Annotated in this window: 9 protein-coding genes; 7 read left to right on the forward strand and 2 right to left on the reverse strand. The window is 46.2% G+C overall.

Going from position 1 to position 17,247, the window contains the following annotated elements; translation table 11 throughout:
- The first annotated feature begins 2 nt into the window (after positions 1-2).
- The 5 genes from Q1V85_RS03330 to Q1V85_RS03350 all read left to right on the forward strand — a co-directional run bounded on the left by Q1V85_RS03330 (position 3) and on the right by Q1V85_RS03350 (position 8,554).
- The gene (locus Q1V85_RS03330) at positions 3-1,937 is read left to right on the forward strand and encodes a RagB/SusD family nutrient uptake outer membrane protein (RefSeq protein ID WP_300597439.1); all 1,935 of its coding nucleotides are present in this window, start codon (positions 3-5) and stop codon (positions 1,935-1,937) included.
- A gap of 25 nt (positions 1,938-1,962) precedes the next feature.
- Positions 1,963-3,180 carry a DUF5000 domain-containing lipoprotein gene (locus Q1V85_RS03335; RefSeq protein WP_300597441.1) on the forward strand — a complete coding sequence of 406 codons (1,218 nt, stop codon included), beginning with the start codon at positions 1,963-1,965 and terminating at the stop codon, positions 3,178-3,180.
- Between the two features lie 19 nt (positions 3,181-3,199).
- A complete protein-coding gene (locus tag Q1V85_RS03340) occupies positions 3,200-3,931 on the forward strand; it encodes a DUF4998 domain-containing protein (RefSeq protein ID WP_300597443.1) in 732 nt (243 codons plus the stop codon).
- A 307-nt stretch (positions 3,932-4,238) separates the two neighbouring features.
- On the forward strand, positions 4,239-6,287 hold the full coding sequence (locus Q1V85_RS03345) for a hypothetical protein (protein ID WP_300597444.1): 2,049 nt from the start codon (positions 4,239-4,241) through the stop codon (positions 6,285-6,287).
- A 113-nt stretch (positions 6,288-6,400) separates the two neighbouring features.
- Entirely contained in the window at positions 6,401-8,554 is a 2,154-nt protein-coding gene (locus Q1V85_RS03350) for an alpha-galactosidase (protein WP_300597445.1), read from the forward strand.
- 85 nt (positions 8,555-8,639) lie between these two features.
- On the opposite strand, the gene Q1V85_RS03355 is transcribed toward Q1V85_RS03350, so the two are convergent.
- Both Q1V85_RS03355 and Q1V85_RS03360 read right to left on the reverse strand, forming a co-directional pair.
- Entirely contained in the window at positions 8,640-11,468 is a 2,829-nt protein-coding gene (locus tag Q1V85_RS03355) for an endopygalactorunase (protein ID WP_300597446.1), read from the reverse strand.
- Between the two features lie 27 nt (positions 11,469-11,495).
- Positions 11,496-12,332 carry an AraC family transcriptional regulator gene (locus tag Q1V85_RS03360; RefSeq protein ID WP_300597447.1) on the reverse strand — a complete coding sequence of 279 codons (837 nt, stop codon included), beginning with the start codon at positions 12,330-12,332 and terminating at the stop codon, positions 11,496-11,498.
- Between the two features lie 195 nt (positions 12,333-12,527).
- On the opposite strand from Q1V85_RS03360, the gene Q1V85_RS03365 reads away from it, so the two are divergent.
- Both Q1V85_RS03365 and Q1V85_RS03370 read left to right on the forward strand, forming a co-directional pair.
- Complete coding sequence (locus Q1V85_RS03365) at positions 12,528-15,662, forward strand: SusC/RagA family TonB-linked outer membrane protein (RefSeq protein ID WP_300597448.1); 3,135 nt, start codon at positions 12,528-12,530, stop codon at positions 15,660-15,662.
- Between the two features lie 9 nt (positions 15,663-15,671).
- Positions 15,672-17,246, forward strand: a complete 1,575-nt coding sequence (locus Q1V85_RS03370) for a RagB/SusD family nutrient uptake outer membrane protein (protein WP_300597449.1) — start codon at positions 15,672-15,674, stop codon at positions 17,244-17,246.
- Position 17,247 lies beyond the last annotated feature (1 nt).

Consider the following 17,247-nt stretch of genomic DNA (forward strand, 5'->3'; position numbering starts at 1 on the left):
GTATGCGTAGAATGATAAAAATTACAGCGGTCTTATTGATATTGATCAGTACGCTGCCGGCTTGTAAAAAATTCCTGAATGTGGTACCGGATAGTATCCCAACCATCGAAAGTGCCTTCACATTAAGAACGTCCGCAGAACGTTATTTATTCTCTTGTTTTGCTTATCTCCCTAATGACGCGTCTTTTAACGACAACCCGGCGTTCAACAGCGGAGACGAAGTGTGGTATATGGATCCCATCAGGGATGTGGACCCCACGTTTAACAATATTGCCAAAGGCCTGCAAAATGCAGATAATCCCCTGGGCAATTTTTGGGGCGGAACAACCCGGGGTACCGCCCTGTTCCAGGCCATCCGGAAATGCAATACCTTTTTGGATAACGTAGACAAGGTGCCTGATTTGAATGCTTATGAACGGGAGCGCTGGAAAGCAGAAGTGGTTTTTCTGAAAGCGTATTATCATTTTTATCTGTTCAGGATGTACGGCCCCATACCTTTGTTAAAAGAAAACCTTCCTATTTCTGCTTCGCCGGAAGATGTAAAGGTTTACCGCGAGCCGGTGGATTCCTGTGTAAATTATATTGTATCGTTGCTGGATGACGCCGCTGCCAATGATTTGCTGCCCGATCGTATATCCGGAACGGAAAATGCAGAATTGGGACGCATCACAAAATGTATTGTAAAGGCCATTAAAGCGAAAGTGCTGGTTACGGCAGCCAGTCCCTTATTTAATGGTAATAACTCGTATGCTTCCCTGGTAGATAATAAAGGACGGCAGTTGTTTCCGCAAACGGTGGATCCTCAAAAATGGGAGCGGGCTGCGGTGGCCTGCAAAGATGCCATTGAGTTTTGTTTAGCCAATGGCTACAGTTTGTCCACCTTTGCGGGCAATACGGGGTACATCATTAACGATACCATTAAACGGGAACTGGATATTCGCACGGCCATTACCAATAAGTTTAACAACCCGGAGGTGATCTGGCCAAATACAGACAGCCGGGCAGGGGATATGCAACGCTATGCGATGGCAAATATTGCACCTTTTACAAGTACATCAAATGCAAAGAGCATTATTGCACCTACGTTCAAAATGGCAGAAATATTTTATTCAAAAAATGGCGTTCCGATCACGGAAGATCCCGACTGGGATTTTACAGAACGCTTTGCTTTGAAAACTGCGGGTGATGCGGACCAGTTTTATGTAGCGAAAGGTCAGGAAACAGTTCGGCTTAATTTTGACCGGGAGCCTCGCTTTTATGCATCGCTGGGCTTCGACAGGGGTATCTGGTATGGGAACTGGATCGGGAATTACAATGTGTATGTAGCCGGTGGCTTGTTCTATGTAAAAGGAAAGGCCGGTGAAACCGCAGCCCGGCAGGGGATCAGTAACTATTCGATAACCGGGTACTACCCCAAAAAGCTGGTTAATATTGAAACAACCGTTGCCGCCGATGGAAATATCACCAGCAATACGGTACAGTATCCCTGGCCGGAAATCCGGATGTCTGATTTATATTTATTGTATGCAGAAGCATTGAATGAGCAAAACGGACCGGGAAATGAAACGTATGCCTGGATCAACAAAGTGCGGGCGCGGGCCGGATTGCAATCGGTGGAAGATTCCTGGTCGCAGCATTCAAAAGACCCGGGCAAATTTAAAACCAAAGCAGGTATGCGTGCTATTATTCAACAGGAGCGGGCAATTGAACTGATGTTTGAAGGACAGCGTTTCTGGGATCTGCTGCGTTGGAAAACGGCGCATATCGAATTAAATCAACCCATATTTGGATGGGATATTATCCAGAAGGAAACCGTACCTTACTATAAGCCGATCCTCCTGTTTAACCAGCGCTTTGATCTGCGTAATTATTTATGGCCGATCCAGATCACAGAGTTGCGTATTAATAAAAACCTGGTCCAAAACACCGGTTGGTAAAATTGTTCATTCAATAAAATCAAATATGAAAATGAAAACCGCTTTTTTTATTGGATTATGCTCTGTAATCGTGTTCGGTTGTACGAAGAGTGTAAATAAACCGATCGATCCCGACCAATCGGCTCCCGATCCTGTTAAAAGTACATCGGTAAAAAATATAGCGGGGGGCGCACAGATTTTTTATTCGCTTCCCGAAAGTCAGAACCTGCTCTATGTAAGAGCCGAATATATGGTTAATGGTGAAAAAAAGGATGTGAAGGCTTCGTTCTATGCCAATAATCTTACTGTAGAAGGCTTTGGAGATACGAACGAGCATGAAATACAATTGTATACTGTAAGCAGGGCCGAAAAATTATCAACACCGGTAGTCGTTAAAATTAAACCGCTTACGCCACCGGTGTTAAAAGTACGTCAGTCCCTCGCCGTAAAACCTTCCTTTGGTGGATTTGTGGTGTCCTTTTTAAATGAAGACAAAGCCAACATGGTTATTATGGCGCTGAAGTGGAACGATGCCCAGAAGGAATGGCGCCAGGTCGATGCCAATTACACCGCGCAGGAAACAGGATTGTTTAAAGTGAGAGGTCAGGATTCTACCCTGCAGAACTTTGCGCTTGTAGTAAGAGATCGCTGGAATAACCTTTCGGATACTATGGCCTTTCAATTAAAGCCTATTTATGAAATTCTCCTGGATAAATCCAAGTTTGCAGATATCCGGAAAAAATATCCGATTCCGCAAAAAGATCCGCTTCCGCTTTCGGGCGCTAAAATGATTGAAGCGGTTGATTATTCCAGCAGTTACCCGATGAAAAATTTGTATGATGGAAATACCACTACGATGTTCCATACCAAACAGAATGTGGATCAGCCTATCTGGATTCCCATTGACCTGGGGTTAAAAGCCCGGTTCAGCAGGTATAAGATCTGGCAGCGGAATGGCAACTTCGCCTGGGGACATGGAAATCCGCATGAATGGGAAATCTGGGGTACCAATAATCCCGCAGATGTAAATAGCTGGGTATTGCTCGATCACCAGATCATGACCAAACCATCGGGGTTGCCGGAAGGACAAAACTCAAATGAGGACCTGGATGTAGCCAATGCCGGCCAGGAATACGAGTTTCCCGAAGATCTGCCGGCTGTACGATACATTGCCTGGAAGAATATTGATTGCTGGAGTGCAATTGGCGGACAAACCGGATTTTTTCACGTTTTTGAATTGTCTCTCTGGGGACAGCTTCAATAAAAAAGCGATTAGAATGACTATGTTTAATAGATTAAAAAGTATGCGCGGGATTTCTTTTTTGATGGTGGCCGCATTGGTTGCGATCCTATACTCCTGTGGAAAGATGAATAGTAATTATGCAGATTTTATAAAAGATGGAGAAAAAGTTTATTCCGGAAGACCCGACTCACTGACTGCATTTTCAGGAAATAACCGGGTGAAGCTTCAATGGCTGCTGGTGTCTGATCCTAAAATTGTACAGTGTAAGGTTTTCTGGAATAATAAAGCCGATTCGATAGTGATTCCGGTATCCAGAACTGCCGGAGTAGATACCATCCGGGCCATGATCGATCCGCTTCCGGAAGGATTGTATGCCTTCCAGGTGTTTACGTATGACAAAGCCGGCCATACTTCAGTGAAAGCAGAGGTAACGGCAGCCTCTTATGGCGAAACGTTTGCGCAATCCATATTTAACCGTTCACTTAAGTCTACCACAAAATCGGCAGACGGAAAAAATATATTTTTGAGTTGGTTTGGCGTTGGCCAGCAGGCCGTGACCGTTGAAGTGAATTATACGAATGCTTCCGATCAATCTGTAACGCGTGTTTTAAAAGAACAGTTTAATGATAAAGGAAAATCGCTGGGGTTCGCATCTCAGGATACGTTATATAGCTATAAATCCGGTTCGTCTTTTAAGTACCGGACGGGATATTTGCCAACCAAAACGGCAATTGATACATTCTATACAGATTATAAAGCGGTTACACCATAGAAGATAGTTGAAGGTTTATGGAACTTTTATTTGGATACCAGGCAGCGGGACATACCCGCTGTTTGGTTTTTGAGAAGCGGAGGCGTTCAAATACCTGGTGTGGCGTTTAGGAAATAATCCGGGCAGCATATTCAGCACTACAGATTTGCTGAAATTGCTTATTAAATAGATGATTTATTAAACGCCTTCAGTACGTTAAAAAAATAGTATTGCAGCGGCGTGGCCGGGCAGATGACGAGCACCAGGGCATAATATACGGGAGTTGACAGGTAAAGTTTTTGTTCTTTATATTAAACAGGAATCGTTCATGAAAAAAATATTTCTTTCATTTTTTGTTTTGTTGCTGTATATGACCGGCAACACACAATTGACGGTTAAAAATAAACTGTCTGACCGGTGGAAAATAAGCGCACCTGGAAAAATAAAGTGGAATATCTCCGGTTCGCTTCCGCACCAGGACCATATTGAAATGAGCGGACAGAAAGTATCGGTGTGGCTGCAATATGGAGTTGATCAGGCAAAAAAACCTTCTTTTGTAAGAACCTTTGTTTTTCCAACATTCCGCCTGCTGCCGGCCAAAACGATTGCTTCCATGATGTATAGCGTGGATGATGACAACCTTCCCCGGATCCTGCTCAACGATAAGCTGCTGAAAAAGGGTGTATATAATGCCACCGTTATGGAAGACCAGCCGGAAACGGCGCTGGCAGTGGAGTTTGATGGAATTCTTACAATGGAAAGTGCCGTTGGTAACGGAGGAACGCTGCTCTTAAAGCGATCCTTTTATCCTTCGGTAGACAAAGCGCTGGCGCTTGAAAAGCTGGTATTTGTGAATAAGGGAAGCCAGGCTGCAAAAATTGAAATGGAATATATGCAGCGGGAAGTACGGCCGGCAGCAGAACGTGCCAGCGACGGACCGCTGCGCTTTATAGTAGCTACGATCAACGATGGGTTAAAAACCATTAACCCCGGCGATTCTGCCGTTTTTGGTATCAGTTACCAGGCCATTGCCGGAGCTGCCGCGCCTGTTATGGAAGTAAATCTGCAGCAGGAAGAGCAGGCAAGGCGGAGCCGGGTGCATGAAATAACCTCGCTGCTTCAGCTGGAAACACCCGATGACGTACTCAATACCATGTTTTATTTTGCCAAGATAAGGGGAACCGAAAGTATCTACAATACCCGTGGCGGATTGATGCATGGACCGGGTGGACTGCGGTACTACGCTGCCATTTGGGCCAATGACCAGGCGGAATATGTGAACCCGTTTTTTGGATTTCTAGGAGATGCCATTGCAACCAAATCAGCCATGAATGCCTACCGGCTGTTTGCCGGTTATATGAACCCGGAGTACAAACCCATCCCCAGCTCCATTATCAATGAAGGAAAGGGCACCTGGCACGGAGCCGGCGACAGGGGGGATATGGCCATGATCGCCTATGGCGCCGGACGTTTTGCATTGGCGAATGGTAATGCAGATTCTGCCAAAGTATTGTGGCCATTGATCGAATGGTGCCTTGAGTACTGTAAGCGAAAGATCAATGCGGAGGGCGTGGTATGGAGCAATAAGGATGAACTGGAGGGGCGATTTCCTGCCGGTAACGCCAACCTCAATACAAGCTGTTTATATTATGACGGACTGGTATCTGCGGCGATGCTTGGAAAGGCATTGGGCAAACCGGCAGCTCAGGTAAAAGCGTATACGGATCAGGCCGCGCTGATGCGGAAAAATATTGAGAACTATTTTGGCGCAACGGTAGAAGGATTTAAAACCTACCGGTATTATAAAGAAAATGATACGCTGCGTGCCTGGATCGCAACGCCGCTGGTGATGGATATTTTCGACCGGAAACAGGGAACGGTTAACGCCTTGTTCTCGGGCCGGCTGTGGACAGAAGATGGCCTGGCTTCACTGGCGGGAAACAGTACATTCTGGGATCGGGCCACTTTGTACGGATTGCGCGGCGCATTTGCAGCGGGTGAAACCGCAAAAGCCTATGATTTTCTGAAATATTATTCAGAGCGGCGTTTGCTGGGTGAACATGTGCCGTATGCCGTAGAAGCTTACCCGGAAGGGAACCAGCGGCACCTGTCGGCAGAAAGCGGGTTGTATTGCCGTATTTTTACAGAAGGTGTATTGGGTATACGCCCCACAGGCCTCCGGTCATTTCATCTTACGCCGCATTTACCTGCAGGGTGGAATTTTATGCGATTGAAAAATATGCATGCTTTTGGAACGGTGTTTAATATTGAGGTAATAAGAAAGAGCGGTAGTAACCTGGTTGTGAAGATTTCGGACAGCGGAAAGGACCGGGATTATACCGTTAAGGAAGGCAAAACAATACTGGTGCAGTTATAGTATAAGTGGCGGCCCGCCGGTCTCAAAGAGCAGACTGGTTACTGCAATCGCTTGTTTTTACCAGTTAAATAATGACTACAAGATTGCATTTTATAAATGATTATTGTAAATAAATGAGACCAACTTTTTGTACACTGATTTTCCTGTTTATAGCACTGACCGCAAGCGCTCAGGATGATAAGATTTTTATCGAAACAAATCATACCGCCATCGTTTATAAAATAGGAAAAGATAAAAAAGTAAACCAGGTTTATATTGGCGACAAACTGGCCCGCACTGACTATTCAGGATTGAATGGTGGCCGGGAGATTTACCTGGCTGCGGGGATGGAAAACCAGTTTGAACCGGCCATACGGGCTGTACACAATGATGGGAATCCCTCACTGGATCTGCAGTTTGAAGATTACAAACAGGTAAAGGAGGATGATGCTGTGCATAGCCAGATCTTTTTAAAAGATCCGGTGTATCCTTTTTACGTAACCGTACACTTTAAAGCATATGCAGATGAAGATGTAATCAAAACCTGGACCGAGATCCGGCACAATGAAAAAAAACCGGTGATGTTAACACAGTATGCTTCTTCTTTACTGCATTTTAATGCCCGTGCATACTGGCTTACACAGTTTCATGGCGACTGGGCCCGGGAAGTACAGTTAAAGGAAGAACCGTTGATCAATGGTATAAAAAGCATTGAAAGTAAATTGGGCACCCGCACAAATTTCTATCAAACGCAAACCTTTTTTGTTTCCCTGGACCGGCTTTCAACCGAAACCGAGGGCAAGCTGATTGCCGGAACCCTTGGTTGGACGGGCAATTTTAAATATAGTTTTGAAGTAGATCAGAAGAATGGCCTGCGGGTAATTTCGGGGATCAATCCGTTTGCTTCGGAATATTACCTGCGGCCCGATGAAGTTTTTGAAACCCCGGAATTTGTATTCACCTATTCGGGAAAAGGAAAGGGGCAGGCCAGTCGCAATTTGCATAAGTGGGTCAGGAATCACGCTCTGCTGGATGGCAATGCACCCCGCATGACATTGTTGAATAACTGGGAGGCTACGCATACAAGTTTTAACGAGTTGCGATTAGTTGAATTGTTTGATGAGGCAAAGAAATTAGGAGTAGAGCTGTTTCTGCTCGATGATGGCTGGTTTGGGAATAAATATCCGCGGAATGATGATAAGGCAGGGCTGGGCGACTGGCAACCGGACCGGTCCAAATTACCGAATGGGATTGCGACACTTGTAAGAGAGGCGGGCCTCCGGGATATAAAGTTTGGGATCTGGCTGGAACCGGAGATGGTAAATCCGAAAAGTGAACTCTACGAGAAACATCCGGACTGGATCCTGAAATTGCCTAACCGGCCGGAAAGCTATGGACGGAACCAGCTGGTGCTGGATCTTACAAATCCTGCGGTACAGGATTTTGTATTTCATATTGTAGACGACCTGATGACGCAAAACCCCGGTGTTGCTTTTATAAAATGGGATTGTAACCGCAGCATGACCAATGCGTATTCGGCCTATTTGAAAGAACGTCAGTCGCATCTGTATATCAATTATACAAAAGGCTTTTACGCGGTAATGACGCGCATCCGGAAAAAATACCCGCACCTGCCCATTATGTTATGTGCCGGAGGGGGCGGGCGTACAGACTATAAAGCCCTGGAGTATTTTACGGAATTCTGGCCCAGCGATAATACGGATGCGTTGGAGCGGATCTTTATCCAATGGGGGTATTCCTATTTCTTCCCGGCCAATACGATTTCGGCGCACGTAACCAGTATGGGAAAGCAATCGTTGAAATTCAGAACAGATGTAGCGATGATGGGAAAGATGGGCTATGATATCCGGATCAATAATTTTACCGCGCAGGAACTGGAGTTTAGCAAAACTGCAGTGAAAACATACCGGTCGATCAGCGATATTATATGGAAAGGAGATCTGTACCGGCTGATTTCTCCCTATGATGAAAACCGTGCGGTGGTTATGTATGTGAATACGGTAAAGGATACCGCCATGTTATTTAATTATTACACCAACCTTAGAAAAAAGGATAGTTTTTCTAAGGTACTGTTGCAGGGATTGGATCCGGCAAAGCAATACCGGATCCGGGAAATCAATTTATTTCCAGGAACTAAATCAACCCTTGCTGAAAATGAAAGTATTTTATCCGGCTCCTATTTGATGGAGATAGGACTGAATCTTGCTGCGGGGAAAATACAATCCCTTACGAGCAATGTTATTGAAATAACGGAGGTGAAAAAATGAATGGCCGATCCAGAGTGAAGAACGCTGACAAAGCTAAGGGCTAATAGCTGAATGCTAAAGGCTAAAAGCTGAAAGCCCAATGCCATCACTGCACCTTCAAACCCGTCACATTCCGGTATCCCAATCGTTCCTTGTTATCAACGGGTGTTTGGATCTGCATCAGCTGTGCATTTTGAACATCATCCAGGTAAAGTGCATAGCGCCCATCGGGTTTTTCCGTATAGAATCCTGAATTTTTTATCGTTACATCTTTGGCGTGCCGTATCCAAAGTCCCCAGGAGGGTTGTAATTTCAGGTTCGAGGCATTGTATTGACCTACTCCCAATTCAGGCGGAAAGGCCATTGTATCGGAAGATGGATGTCCTCCCTTTACCAGTACCTGTATATCATTAAAAACAATATTGCTGATGCGTCCTGTATGAACACCGTCGGGCAACCGGAACGTTAATCCGCCTTCCACCTGTTTGGTATCCGGTAACTGGTAACCGGCCACAATTGGAGTTGCGGTTCGTTGTGTACCATCATAAGGAGCCCAGCGGGTGCTGCTTTTACCAAAGGAGCTGCCGCCATAAACTTCGGTGATGTCTACGCCGTTTAGGATAATATTTTCAACCCTTCCAATATTCACATTCGTTACCAGCAGCTCATCGCGGGTAACGTTGTGTTCCCGGAAGCGGAACCGTTTGGCCTCGGCACCCAGCACGCGGCCCCTGTTGGAAATAGAAATAAAGAAAGGCGTATACGTGCGCAGCATTTTGGAGCGGTGATGTAATACGCCCGTATGCCCGCAATTAAGATGAATGTTCCGGATATGGCCGCCGTCATTGGTGGAAATGGAAAACCCGGCCTTATTAGCACCCAGTACATAGATATTGTCTACGCAGATATCGGTAATATCATCTGCCGTTTCCGAACCGATCTGGAACAGGTTGCAATTGGTGTCACCAATAATATTCCGTACCCGGTAGTTAGTGGCCGGCCTGGTAAATCCCAGTGAACAGTCGGATCCCGGTTTTACGATATCATCCGAACTCACTTTTGAATAGATATTGGTTACCGTAACATTGTTACAGCTCATAAAATCATAAATGTCGCGGGCATTGGAGGTATTGTCTTTTGCAAAATAGGTATCATGTACATGAATGTCATCCGTTCCGGTTGCCAGCAGCACAAAATGACCGGCCCGGTCAATACGCAGCATGTTACCGGTATTAAAATCTTTTGTTTTATCCGGAAGGATATAATAAGGGGCATCCTGCAGGCTATCATACCAAAGATCTTCGCGGCGGCTCAAACCACCGATCTCGATACGGGTGCAAAGTTTTAAGGAAAACATTTTATCACTGCGATTGTCCGGATCGTTGTTCATGACCTTATCGCTGGTAACCAGGTTACCGTTACCGGTAATATACCCGTTGCCGATAATTTTAATATTATCTGCCCTTTCGCCATAAAACATCGCGTTTTTAAAAAAGGTATGACCCACATCCTGTTTGGTAAGCCAGTTCTCCGGGTTCTCATAGGGGCCCATATCGGTGGGCGATAAGCCCGACCGGTATTGTTTGTCACTAAACCAGGTAGCTTCGGGGGCATCGCCGCCTTTCAATGCTTTGATCGTGGCGTCTTCATCTACATAAAGCCATACATTACTTAGCAGATGAACGGTTCTTACCTGGTAAATGCCCTTACTGAAACGCAGGGTGCCTCCTCCCGAATCGTGCAAACGCCGGATGGCCGCATTGATCTGTTCGGTGTTATCATCTTTTCCATTGCCGGTAATGCCTAAATCGCGTATATCTGTTTTTCCGGAGTAGAAGAATACACTATTGGATGTTCCTTTATAAGGTCCCTGCGGAACCAGCAGCCGGAACCTGTAAAAACGGTTGGACCGGAGACCGGTAAGACGGGCGGTTCTTTTATGAAGAAGGATCGTCGCTTTTGCCGGGGTCCAGGTTTTGCCGGAATCCAGTGATTGTTGTACAACCGTTCCGGTAATGCCAGGTCCGGACCACTGCAGTGTGGTAGATGTATACAGGTCCGGCGTTTCATTGAAGGTTAAACCCGTGGCCGGAATGCGCCTCAGATCAGAAATTGTACGGGTAACCGCAATGGAGGTGGTGGCATCGGCGCTGTTCAGTACTTCCGGTAAACGGGTTGTATAACGGGCTTTAAACAGATGCGTACCGGTTTGGGAAAATTGAATACCTGGGATCACGATCTTCAGGTCGGGGCCGTTATCCGGGCGCAGGTCGAGGTGTTCAAAAAGCAGTACCCGGCCGTCTTCCAGTAGCTGCACCTTTCCTGTTTTGTTGTAAGGATAGGCAGTTCCTGTTCTTCCAACGGACTGATGTCCGAGGTCTTTTAGATATACATCACCACGCCCGATGATATTCACGGTTGTGTGCTCCATCGACGCCTTTATCCCGGGAGGAAGCTCAATGGTTACGGTGGCATCGGGACTGCGCTGTCCGGCAGTAAAGTAAAGCGTGATGCTGGTAGCGCTATTTACCGAAACGCTGTTCTGCGCTGCGATCAGTGTACCGCCCATTGCTTTCCTGATACATTCAATATAAAAATACCGCGATTGTCCGTTTATACTGCGTTCCGTAAGCCGGTCCCCGGTTGCAATACTTCCGCTCGTTTTAGCGCTTCCATCTGCGGATGAAAGGGTATACCTGGAGCCGTTGCTGCCGATATCTGCTAAAAAGTCGGCTGTAGAGGGAGCCGTTGCTATAAGGCCGCTGTCTTCCGGGGTATCCACGGTAAAAGCATAAGTAGTACCGGAAACAACCTCCACTGTATCGTTATGAACGGCTGCAATATACCGGCTGTTATGAAACAGGGAGCGCTGTGCCTGCAAACCGCCGGGAAGCAAGTACAAGAATATGAAAATAAGCAGGAAGAAGGGATTCATACAACAGATTTTAAGCGTAATGACCGGTTAAGTCCGGTACGTTTTCTGATAAGAGAGGGGACTTTTCCCGGTAATATGTTTAAAGCACCGGTGAAAGGAGGTGGAATTATTAAATCCGCTTTCATAGCACAGCAATTTTACCGGCGCATCGGTTTCCACCAGCCGTTTGCATACATAACCGATGCGCAATTCCGTAATAAACTGCGAATAGGTTTTCCTGGTACGTTGTTTAAAATACCGGCAAAAGGCATTCGGACTCACGCTGGCTACCCGCGCAATTTCATGAAGCGGTATTTTCCGTTTAAAATGTTTCATGGAGTATTCATAAACGGCATTGATCCGTTGTTCTTCCAATACGCCTGCGCCTGTAGGAACCTTACCGGAAGAAAGGAGCAGTACTTCGGCCCAGCCGGCAATCTTCGAAAGCAATGCGATCAGGGTAATAATGCGGTAAGGCCCGTCTATATGCAACAGGTATTCAAAGGAGTGAATAAGCGGCCGGATCCGGCCCTGGATCAGTATGCCTTTTTGTGCTCTTTCGAGCAATTGCCGGATGCTGTTATTTTCCGGGAGCACCAGGAATTCTTTTCCCCAGAAAATTTCAAGGAAATGAATGGCAATCACATCAATCGATACATCCGCATTTTCAAAATACCGGTCGTCGAACCGCCAGTAATGTGGCACATCAGCACCGATCAAACAGAGGGTGCCTGCTGAAAAATTGCGGACATGGTCCCCCACCAAAAGGGTGCCCGATCCTTGAGCGATATAAATGAGTTCCACCTCTTTATGACAATGCCAGCGGTTATTTACCGGTACAAGATCCCTTCTTACTTCAAAGGAAATGCCCGGTTGCGTTGCCATTTTTAATACATGCGGTTTCATCCGGATTTTATGTTGACAAGTAATAGTAAGCGAAATATACATAAGAATCTTATTGTGATATAACCGGATGCCAAAATAGCTTAATGGTTGGATAATATAGAAAGTCCTTTTGCTCCAAAAACATCTTTATTTGCAGATGTGCAAACGATTGAACAAAACCTTAAAATAAACTGTATGACGTATTGCTTCACGAAAAAAAGGAAAAGAATCACAAGGCTGTTGGTGTTGTGTTCTTTCCTGTTTTCACTACCTGTTTTTTTGCAGGCGCAAAAGAATGTTCAGATAAAGGGGACCGTAGTAGATGAAAAAGGCGCACCTGTTTCGCAGGTTTCGGTGGCGTTAAAAGACTCCGACCGCGGTACCATGACCGATTCTTCCGGGCGGTTTTCCATCCAGGTGCCTGATGGGAAAGGAACCCTGGTTTTTTCGGCCGTTAGTTATGCCAATACTGAAAAGGTATTGAACGAGGAACGGACGGTGAACGTAGTATTGAAACAGGCATTGAGTGATCTGGATGAGATTGTGGTAGTGGGGTATGGAACCCAGCGAAAGCGCGATGTTACAGGAGCTATTTCCTCAATCAGCTCCAAACAAATTGAAGAGCGCCAGCCCGTTAATTTGTTTGATGCATTGCAGGGGCAGGCTGCCGGGGTATTAGTAGTAAATGACGGTGGCGGAGCCCCTGGGGCAGAAGGATCGATCCAGATCCGCGGAGCATCTACACTTAATGGTGGCAATGGGCCTTTATATCTTGTAGACGGTGTTATCAACCCCGATGGCGCCCGCATCAACCCCATGGATATCGAGCGCATCGAAGTGTTGAAAGATGCGGCATCGGCCGCGATTTATGGTGCACGTGCTGCAAATGGTGTCATTATCATTACCACAAAAAAAGGTAAAGAAGGCCGCGCGAGGATCGATCTGAATTATTCCCGCATTTTTGGAAAGCTTGCACACAAATTGCCGCAAAACAACTCTGCCGAAGTGCGCGAATTCAGAAGAATACAGTCTGCCAACCCTACCGGTACTACCGGTGGCAATACGGACTCATTAAATCCCGGGTTTAATTCTGATAACGACCTGCAGCAGATCCTGTTGGGTAATCTTGGAGACCGGCAGCAGCTGAACCTGGGTATCAGCGGCGGACAAAAAGGGCTCAGCTATTATACAGGGGTTAATTACCTGAATGATAAGTCGATCATTTTGAACAGTTATATCAAGCGGGTGCAGGTACGAAGCAATATTGAATACCAGGCATCACCCAGACTGAAGTATCTGAGCAATATTTCCATGATGTATCAAACAGGTAATGAAGTGCCGATTGCCCGAACGGTAGCCGTGGCTTTTGACCGGCCGGCGTTTTCGCTGATCTATTACCCGGATGGCTCGTTAACCAGTTATATCGGATCTAAACGTAACCCTGTTGCGAACGCTATATATGAAACCAATAAGACAGATGTGTTCTCTATCCAGTTCGCCAATTCGGTACAATACAAGATCACGAAAGACCTGCTGTTTACCACCACGTTTAATGCGATGTTGGATGACCGTCAGAATTTACAATTTTCGCCCCGGTATGTTTCGGCCAACAAAGACCAGAATAATGGGGTAAACGATGTGCAAAAAGCGTTTTCCTGGGAATATCAGTCCTTCTTTAACTACAACAAAACGTTTAACAGCAACCACAACCTGCAGGCTACATTGGGTGTGAGCGCAGATAAAAGAAGGTACGACCGGGCACATTCTGAATATGCCAATGTGGTAAGTGAAGAAATCTTTATTACGCAGCCTTCTTATATTACGGCCTCCAAAACCTATTCGGATGCGGATGTTACAGCCGGGGCAAATTTGTTTGCAAGAGGCAACTATAGCTATAAAGGAAGATATACACTGGCCGGTATTTTCCGCCGGGATGGTTCTTCCCGTTTTGGCAGCCAGGCACGGTATGGTAATTTTTATTCCGCTTCTGCGGGATGGCGTTTTTCTGATGAACAATTCATGTATTGGGCAAAAGATGTGTTAAGCGATGGTCGCTTCAGGCTGGGTTTTGGCCAGGTGGGTAATGACCGTATTGGTTCAAACGATTATCTTAATAAAATCATCTTTGCCGGAAGTTATGCGGGTGTTGGCGGTGCATATACCACGCCTACATTCGGAAATGAAACCGTACACTGGGAAACCACCCAGCAACAAAATGTAGGTTTGGATCTGACTTTTTTCCGTGGCCGCTTAACGTTCACTGCAGACTACTATATCAAAACAACAAAAGACCTTCTGTATGAGAAAGCGCTTCCGGGGGAAACAGGCTTCGATAATGTGAAAGTAAATATTGGCACATTGGAGAATCGCGGACTGGAGTTTTCCGCAAAGGGCACGCCCTTCCTTGCAAAAAGCAGCAGAGGCGTTACCTGGGAGATCGGTGGAAATATTTCTTTTGAACGGAATAGCATTAAGAAACTGGGCGACGGTATGCCTTTTATCGTAGCCAATAAATGGTATATCGAAGAGGGCGGAAGGATCGGTAATTTCTTTGGCTGGAAAAATCTTGGGGTGTACGCCTGGAATGAATCCAATGCATACAATGATAACTGGGAGCGGCTTACAGTGGTATTGGGTCAGGATGGAAAACCGTTGTATGACAATGGTAAGCCTGTATACACGTTCAACGGACAGCCTTATAACGGGGCCGTACACCAGATGTATGATCCCGGAGGTAAGCTGCGTGGAGGAGATGTGATCTGGGAAAATATCAACAAAGACAGTCTGATCGATGACCGTGACCGGCAGATACTCGCCAACGCGCAACCTAAGTTTTACCTGGGCATACTCAATAACCTTACCTACCGGCAATTTTCGTTGTCCTTCCTGGTAAATGCATCTTTTGGTGCCCATGTATACAATGCGTTGCTGGCGGCGCAAAGTTACCCGTCCAATACCGGCGCCGGCAGCCCCGAAATGGTGTACAATGTATGGAGAAAGCAGGGTGATATTGCCAAATACCCTTATTACCCCGAATTTAAAAACAGGGGAAATGAGAAAAAAGATGCCAACAGTATATTCATTGAAGACGGCTCTTTTATACGTCTTTCCAGTCTGCGTCTTTCGTATATGTTTCTTCCCGGTTTGACCCGGAAGATCTTGTTGAAAGGAGCAACGGTTTATGTGTTCGGCACCAATCTGCTTACCTGGACCAACTACCGGGGATACGATCCGGAATTCAGTGCAAGCAATGTATTGCAGCCGGGGTACGACAATGGAAAATATCCCAAAAGAAGGGAATATGGATTTGGAATCAATGTTAACTTTTAAATTGACAAAATGAAAAAGCTGAGTTATATCATCATCATATGTATTGTTTGCGCATGCGGGGGCTGTAAGAAGTTTCTTGACCTTTCGCCGCAGGCACAGGTGGCCCAGAATAAATTCTACAAAAACCTTTACGATGTAAATGCAGCCGTTGCCGGTATGTATGCGGGGTTTCAGGACCAAATGATCGGAGGCAGCGGAAATTATAAAGAAAAAGCGCTGATCTGGGGCGATTATCGCTCCGATAATTTCGATCGGTTTTTGAGTTATACAACCATTGCAACTACCGAAATAACAATGAATGCGCTGACAACGGATAATGAGTTCTCCGACTGGTCGGGTCTTTATACCGTAATCGGGAGAGCAAATGCCAATATCAAATATATTCCCGGTGCTGCAGCTTCAGACAGCCGGGTTACAGAGGCCGTAATGAATAAAGCGTTGGCAGAAAGTTATGCAATGCGGGCAATGTGCTATTTCTATATTGTACGGGTTTGGGGCGATGCGCCGGTATGGACCACTCCAATGGAAAGTTTGTCGGACTCGCTGGAAAGACCCCGCGTGGAGGCAGCGAAAATAATTGATGAAAGGATCATACCAGATCTTACCAATGCGTATTCCCTGGTGGTAAAAAATCAGACACCCTCTGTATGGACACTTGGAGAAAGCGCGATATGCGCGATACTGGCAGATGTATATATGTGGAAACATGATTATCCCAATGCGATTGTATGGATAAAGAACCTGTTTAAGGCGAAGGGGCCTACCGGCGCTTTGTATGCAGGTGCAAGCGGCGCCAACCTTCAGCCCCAGGCAACCTGGAAATCGTTGTTCACCATACCCAATACCAGTATTGAATCGATCTGGAGTATCCACTGGGATTTCCTGAAAAATGATTGTGCCTGTATGATCACATCCTGGACGGCGAATAACAAGCCGATCGTTATGGATATTGATTTATATAACAGCTGGGTGATACCGCAAACGGTAGCTGCTCCCGCTACTGTAGATATACGTCCGAAACAAACGATCGATCCCTATTCGGCGAGCGGGGATGCCACTAAATCCAACCGCGACCGCTTTGTGAAATGGTATGCCTCACCGGTAAATCCTACGAAAGCCTCCACTGCGGCGGAGCTGGCATTGTACTACTTTAAGGAAGCTCCCGTCTATTTACCGATGTACCGCTTAGCCGATATCTATCTTTTATATGCGGAAGCATTGAATGCTACCGGAGATCAGCCCACAGCCTTAAAATACCTGAATTATGTGCGCGTTAGAGCCGGCCTTCCGGCATATGCTGATGGCAGTGCATCGGTTGCCGACCAGGTATCACTGGCTGATGCGATCCTGAAAGAACGCCAGATGGAGCTGGTTGGTGAAGGTAAAAGATGGTTCGATCTGGTGCGTACCGGCAACGTGGTAAAAGTAATGGATCCGATATTGAGAAGAAGGCAGATCGCTGCCGGTACTCCTGCGGGAGAGGCTATCGGCTTTAGTGATCCAAGAAGGGTCTTCTGGCCCATCAACCGGAGTGTATTGAATGCAAATAAGAAACTGGTTCAAAACCCCGGCTACGGCGGATAAA

It is taken from the genome of Niabella sp., assembly GCF_030150205.1.
Taxonomy (GTDB): domain Bacteria; phylum Bacteroidota; class Bacteroidia; order Chitinophagales; family Chitinophagaceae; genus Niabella.